The organism is Collinsella sp. LCP19S3_D5, assembly GCF_052121415.1.
In the GTDB taxonomy this organism is placed as follows: Bacteria; Actinomycetota; Coriobacteriia; order Coriobacteriales; family Coriobacteriaceae; genus Collinsella.
This window is the reverse complement of the sequence record NZ_JBQKEH010000027.1, coordinates 1-6,216: the sequence shown is the minus strand read 5'-3', so window position 1 is coordinate 6,216 and position 6,216 is coordinate 1. Positions and strand designations below refer to the sequence as shown.

The following is a 6,216-nucleotide window of genomic DNA, read 5'->3' as shown; positions in this document are numbered from 1 at the left end:
CCAGAGCGAGCAAGGCGCCTTGAAACGAGGCGGCATTGACCTTTTGGTCATGCCGCCGAAGTTGAAAGGCAGATTGCCGCTCTGGCGGGCTTGCAGCGTCGAGCCGTTACGGCGTTTAGTAAAACGCCGTAACTAAAAGCGGTTGCCGCGGAAGCCACCGCCGTTGCGGCCGCCACGGTCGCCGCCGCGCGCGCCACGATCGCCGCCACGGTTGCCGCCGAAGCCGCCACGGTTGCCACCGCGGTCGCCATAGCCACCACGGTTGCCGCCAAAGCCGCCGCGACCGCCACGATCGCCGCCACGGTCACCAAAGCCGCCACGGCCACCGCGACCACCACGGTCGCCGCCACGGCCACCGCGGTCGCCAAAGCCGCCGCGACCGCCACGGTCGCCGCCACGGCCACCACGGTCGTCACGGCCGCCGCGAGGACCGCGATCCTCGTCCAGACCCATGGCGACGAGCGGAGCGATAACCTTATCGAGCGCGGCCATCAGCTCGGTGGCCTCCTCGTAAGAAAGCTCGGGCAGGAGCTTCTCCTTCTTGTTGGCAAGCTCGACCAGGCCCTCAGCGGCATCCTCGGCAGCGAAGACGACGATCTTGCGCATATCGCCCTCGGCGTTGTCGATGCGGCCGACCAGATCGGCAGCCTCGGCCTCGGCCATCAGGCCATCGAGCTCACGAAGGCGCATGCCCAGCAGATCGGACATTTCCTTCTGCTCCATCTTGGGCTTGAGATCAAGGAGCTTGATGGCGCGCTCGATGTTCGCCATACGCTCGGCCTTAGCCTCTTCCTCCTTGGAAATAGCAAAGCGACGGCTACGCAGCAGGCGGGCGGCCTTCTGCATCTTGTCCATCAGCTCTTCGTCATCGTAATCAACGGCGGCCTCGACAACCTCGGCCTCCTCCTCGGCGGAAACCTCGTCAGCAGCCTCAACCTCGGTAGCTTCGGTCTCCACGGTCTCGACTGCCTCGACCTCGGCAGCCATGGTCTCGTTCTCGGTCTCGTTCATGATCTTTTCGTTCTCGGACATGAGACTCCTTCTTGGCCCTCTCGGGCATCATCGCCCCATTCGCGGGGCCCGTCGCGCACTCTTTGCGCTTTAAACATTCATGCCTCTCGGCAAAACGTCCATTAGTTTATGGTGTCGCCATCCAATCTAGCTGCAGAATCTATATGCACACATTAATGCGACATGTCGCGGTATCATGGCCTGAACCAAACGTGTCCACCTTAAGGAGCCCGCCATGATTAAGCCCATCATGAAATCCGAGTTCTTTTTGCGCCTGCCTTCCGAAGACGCAGGGCCCGACGATGCCGTGATCGGGCAGGACCTCCTGGATACGCTCCACGAGCATGAGCACGAGTGCGTGGGGCTCGCCGCCAACATGATCGGCGTGCGCAAACGCATCATCTGCGTAAATGACGGCAACAGGGCGCTCCTGATGTACAACCCTCAAATTCTTGAGCAGGTCAATGCCTATCAGACCAGCGAAGGATGCCTCTCGCTGATCGGCGAGCGTCCCTGCACCCGCTATCGTCGCATTAAGGTGGAGTATTTGGACGAGAACTTCGTCCACCGCATCAAAAACTTCTCGGGCTACACCGCCGAGATCATCCAGCACGAAATCGACCACTGCAACGGCGTCGTTATATAGTTCCGCGAGTCAAGGAAAATGATCTGTTTTCCTCCGTCCCCTTTGGATCATGGTAACGATGCAGGCTGAGCACACAACAGCGAGCGGCCGCATTTGCGCCAAGGTGACGTGAAATGAGAGGGCGCTGACCTTCTGGTCGCGCCCTCGAAATTGAACGTCAGATTGGCGTGAATGCGGCTCGCGTAGCATCAAGCGGTCCGCCGTTCGGTAGAACGGCGGAACCAATTAGGACTGGCGGTAGTGATCAAAGAAATCGGCGAGGTCTTCGAGCGACTCTTTGAGCACTTCCATGCGCGGCAGGTACACGATGCGGAAGTGATCGGGCTCAGCCCAGTTGAAGCCGCCGCCACGCGTGATGAGGATCTTCTTCTCGTGCAGCAGGTCGAGGGCAAACTGCTCGTCATCGGTGATGTTGAACTTTTTAACATCCATCTTGGGGAAGATATAAAACGCCGCACGCGGCTTGACCACCGAGATGCCGTCGATCTTGCTGAGCGCCTCATACACAAAGTTGCGCTGCTCGTAGACACGACCGCCGGGGCGGATGTAATCGTTGACCGACTGATGACCGCCAAGCGCCGTCTGGACGATCGACTGGGCCGGCACGTTGGAGCACAGGCGCATGTTGGAGAGCATGTTGATGCCCATGATGAAGTCGCTCATGCAGCGCTGGTTGCCCGAAAGCACCATCCAGCCAATGCGATAGCCCGCGATCATATGCGACTTGGACAGGCCGCTAAACGTAATGCAGGGCAGGTCGGGGGCGAGCGATGCAATGGAGACGTGCTCGTAGCCGTCCATGCACAGGCGGTCATAGATCTCGTCGGCAAAAATCATGAGCTGGTGCCTGCGCGCGATCTCAACGATGCCCTCGAGCACCTCGCGCGGATAGACAGAGCCCGTGGGGTTGTTGGGGTTGATGATGACGAGGGCCTTGGTCGCGCTCGTGACCTTGGACTCCATATCCTGCAGATCGGGATACCAATCGGCCTGCTCATCACACAGATAGTGCACGGGATGTCCACCGGCAAGAGTTGCGCACGCCGTCCACAGCGGATAATCGGGGCTGGGAATCAGAATCTCGTCGCCATTGTCGAGCAGCGCGTTCATCGAAAGCTGAATGAGCTCGGACACGCCGTTGCCCGTGTAGATATGTTCCATCTGAACATTGGGCAGGCCCTTGATCTGCGAATACTGCATGATCGCCTTGCGCGCAGAGAACAGACCACGCGAGTTGGAATAGCCTTCGCAGTCGGGCAGCTGCTGGCGCATGTCCTTAATGACCTCATCGGGCGTGCGGAAACCAAAGGGCGCCGGATTACCGATGTTGAGCTTGAGGATGCACTCGCCTTCGTCCTCCATACGGGCTGCCTCGTCGACAACGGGGCCGCGCACGTCATACAGAACGTTCTCGAGTTTGGTGGATTTAGAAAAAGTACGCATGGTGGTGCTCCTTGCAATTTGAGCTGAGGGATAGGGTTCGGGCTTGGAAACGTTGTGGGTCGATGATGTCTCGTCTTGATCGGCGTCACCGGCGAGCAGCCAGGTAACATCGACCTCCAAAATGCGGGCGAGCAGCTCTGCCACATCGCGCCGCGGAATCGTCTTGCCGCTCACATATTGGCTCATCTGACTCTTGCCGAGTTTTTTGCCGAGCATCTCCGATGCGCGGATTACGTCCGACTGACGAACGTCGCGATCGGACATAGCCTGTCGCAGGCGATCGCTAAACGTCTCTTGGGTCACAGGAACCTCCTTGCTGGCAAAGTTCAATTTATAGTACACGAATTGAACCAAGGTTCAATTTAGCAAGCAGTATAGCGCCGTGCTATTTCTAAAAGTTCAATTTTAAAAATAACATGACCCAAACCTCAAGATTTACCCCAAGGCGGTAACGACGTGCGCCCATTTAGAGGTATTCGAGAAAACGGGCGGCGGCAAGCGAAACATCGGCCGTTCGATATATGGCGTTGATCTGTCGATGGGGATGCCCTTCGAGCGGACGCACGGCAACATCGAACTGACAGCGGCGCATGATGAGCGCGGGAAGAATGCTCACACCCAGGCCGTCCTCGACCATAGCCATAATCGCATAGTCATCCCAGGTCGACAGTTTTGAGTGCACTGCCAGTCCCGCCCGACGAAACAGCGGCGTAATCTCGTCATCGGTGCCGCGTTCTAGCAGAATAAACTGCTCGTTGGCCAAGTCGGCAAGAGAGACGACCTCCGCCGTGGCAAACAACGAGCCTGACGGCACTACCGCCATTAACTCGTCGCGCACCAAAGGCAGCGATGTCATGCCGTTTTCTCGGGGCTCACGAGGGATAAAACCCAGATCGCAGCGACCCTCTGCCACCCATTGTTCAATCTCTGAATAGTCGCCCATCAGCAACTCGTAATCGACGTCTGGATGATCAGCACGAAAACGCGCAATCACCGGCGGCAGCACGTGGGTCGCCACGCTCGAAAACGTACCGATGCAGACTTTGCCGCGCATGAGCCCGCGCATCTCATCCACCCGTCGCTGCAAGCGAACGAATTCCTCGCAGAGCGCCTCGACAGCCGGCATGACCTGCCGCCCGTCGGCAGAAAGAGCAACACCTTCACGACCGCGGTCGAGCACCTTAAAGCCCCAATCGGCCTCAAGATCGGCCACCATGCGGCTCACGCCCGATTGCGAGTAGCTCAGGCGCTCGGCAGCACGCGTAAAGCTTCCAGCGCGCACGGTCTCCAGCAGCACCTGCATCTTTTGAATATTCGTTTCCACGACATGCCTCCACCTTTGCATGAGTTTTTGTCATGTTTTCCATGCATTATATTCGCTTTTCTTCTAAAGCCAGTTCACCCATAGTGAACATGCACAGATATAGAGGGGACGGCAGCGCATGAACAACGGATTGATTACGTATTTAGCAGCATTGCTGTTGTTTGGCTCCAACGGCATCATCGCTGCGGCCATTGCACTCCCGAGCTCCGATATCGTGCTGCTACGCACTTTTCTGGGAGCCCTTTCGCTTGTCACCATCCTCGCCATTACCCAACGCCATAAGCTGCAGGCGCCTTCTCGCCCCCGCGAAGCCGCAGCCCTCCTCCTCTCGGGAGCCGCGCTGGGCGCCAGCTGGATTTTTCTGTTTCGCGCTTATCAGACGATCGGCGTCGGCGTTTCTTCGCTGCTGTACTACTGCGGCCCCATCATCGTCATGGCCCTCTCGCCGTTTATCTTTGGCGAAAAACTAACCGGTGGCAAAATCGCCGGGTTTATCGCAGTCGCCTGCGGCGCTTTTCTCATTGCAGCGCAAGGTCTAGGCGGCAATATGCCCATTGCGGGCATCGTCTGCGGAATCGCCTCGGCCTTCTGTTATGCATTGATGGTCATCGCCAGCAAGGGCGCGCCGCACATCGAAGGCCTCGAGAACTCCGCGCTCCAGGTGAGCGCCGCCTTTGTGACCGCGCTGGTCCTTACACTCGTCACCCAAGGCACCCCCTCATTCCTATCCGCCAGCATCGCCGCAACCATCGATTGGCGCGCCGTCGCTATGCTCGGCGTCGTCAACACCGGCATCGGTTGTCTGCTCTACTTTAGCGCCGTCGCCAAATTGCCCGTGCAGACCGTCGCTGTCGTCGGCTACCTCGAGCCGCTTTCGGCCGTCGTGTTCTCGTCCGCCCTTTTGGGCGAAGTCATAACACCGGTCCGCCTGATGGGCGCCGTGCTTATCATCGGCGGCGCGATCTTTTGCGAACTCGCCGGTAAACGCTCAGGCGCCAAGACCGGTATCGCTCAGGCAGCACGCGTCTAAAAGTTCCCTCTTCAGTTTCAGAGCAGGAGCGCGTCCGCAGTTATTACATTGCAGCAAAGCCATACAGCGGATGCGCCCCTGTTTTGAAATGCTACCTGCGTACATAAATAATCCCCAACTGGGGATTATTGTCTAAAATTACCCGATGTGCCAAACAGCTCTTATATGTATAAAGACGGCATAAAAGTTATCTGTCCAAGACAGATAACCGGATGTCCAAGGGAGTCCACGTGGCGCACGCCAAACTGGAGGCAAACCTCCAAGACCAGCACGGTCAAGTACGTGGTAATCGCCATGAAGGCCGACAACCACAACGAGAGCGGCATCTTCGCCCTGTTTAGCCTGGTGCGCAAAGTGGCACCGTGGCTGATTCTACCTGCCATGATCGGCGGCGCGGCGCTGCTCGCCAATAACTCCAGCTCAAAGTTCAGATCGAGGAAGCCGAGGAAATGGATGTCGGTATCTTCTCGGACGACCTTGTCAACAGCAACGAAGCCGGTAGGGACATGAACGTCGACCCCACCGAGCTGCTCGGGAGCGTCGCCGATACGCCCGAACACCAACAGCTCGACGGCCTCGAGAGCGAACAACTCAACGACGCCAACTTCTAACGACGTCGCGCGTCGACGACAGCGGCCCTGCGCCTCACAGTGAACTGCACCCCAAAACTTGGACGGCTTAAATAAGAACTACGCCGCAAGGGGCTGGTTCCGGAACTCCTCCGGGGTCAGCCCCTTCAGTTTAACCTGCCTTCGCCTCGTG

General features: G+C 58.3%; 7 protein-coding genes and 1 pseudogene. 4 read left to right on the top strand and 4 right to left on the bottom strand.

Going from position 1 to position 6,216, the window contains the following annotated elements:
* Positions 1–132: 132 nt before the first annotated feature.
* The gene (locus ACTQXO_RS08620) at positions 133–1,032 is read right to left on the bottom strand and encodes a hypothetical protein (RefSeq protein WP_441033545.1); all 900 of its coding nucleotides are present in this window, start codon (positions 1,030–1,032) and stop codon (positions 133–135) included.
* Positions 1,033–1,246: 214 nt separating this feature from the next.
* On the opposite strand from ACTQXO_RS08620, the gene ACTQXO_RS08615 reads away from it, so the two are divergent.
* Complete coding sequence (locus ACTQXO_RS08615) at positions 1,247–1,657, top strand: peptide deformylase (RefSeq protein WP_441033542.1); 411 nt, start codon at positions 1,247–1,249, stop codon at positions 1,655–1,657.
* Between the two features lie 225 nt (positions 1,658–1,882).
* Here the strand turns inward: ACTQXO_RS08615 and ACTQXO_RS08610 are convergent, their stop codons facing one another.
* Both ACTQXO_RS08610 and ACTQXO_RS08605 read right to left on the bottom strand, forming a co-directional pair.
* A complete protein-coding gene (locus ACTQXO_RS08610) occupies positions 1,883–3,364 on the bottom strand; it encodes an aminotransferase class I/II-fold pyridoxal phosphate-dependent enzyme (protein ID WP_441033548.1) in 1,482 nt (493 codons plus the stop codon).
* Between the two features lie 202 nt (positions 3,365–3,566).
* Positions 3,567–4,424 (bottom strand): LysR family transcriptional regulator, encoded by an 858-nt coding sequence (locus ACTQXO_RS08605; protein WP_441039009.1) that lies wholly within the window; start codon positions 4,422–4,424, stop codon positions 3,567–3,569.
* A 118-nt stretch (positions 4,425–4,542) separates the two neighbouring features.
* Here ACTQXO_RS08605 and ACTQXO_RS08600 point away from each other — a divergent pair, with 118 nt between their 5' ends.
* From ACTQXO_RS08600 to ACTQXO_RS08590, 3 genes and pseudogenes are all read left to right on the top strand, one after another.
* The gene (locus ACTQXO_RS08600; RefSeq protein WP_427794950.1) at positions 4,543–5,454 is read left to right on the top strand and encodes a DMT family transporter; all 912 of its coding nucleotides are present in this window, start codon (positions 4,543–4,545) and stop codon (positions 5,452–5,454) included.
* A gap of 267 nt (positions 5,455–5,721) precedes the next feature.
* Positions 5,722–5,865, top strand: a pseudogene (locus ACTQXO_RS08595) (KUP/HAK/KT family potassium transporter); the annotation flags it as partial.
* Positions 5,866–5,903: 38 nt separating this feature from the next.
* On the top strand, positions 5,904–6,065 hold the full coding sequence (locus ACTQXO_RS08590) for a hypothetical protein (RefSeq protein WP_441033551.1): 162 nt from the start codon (positions 5,904–5,906) through the stop codon (positions 6,063–6,065).
* Between the two features lie 78 nt (positions 6,066–6,143).
* On the opposite strand, the gene ACTQXO_RS08585 is transcribed toward ACTQXO_RS08590, so the two are convergent.
* Positions 6,144–6,216: IS3 family transposase (locus tag ACTQXO_RS08585; protein ID WP_441038702.1), on the bottom strand; the 73-nt coding region annotated here is incomplete at its 5' end.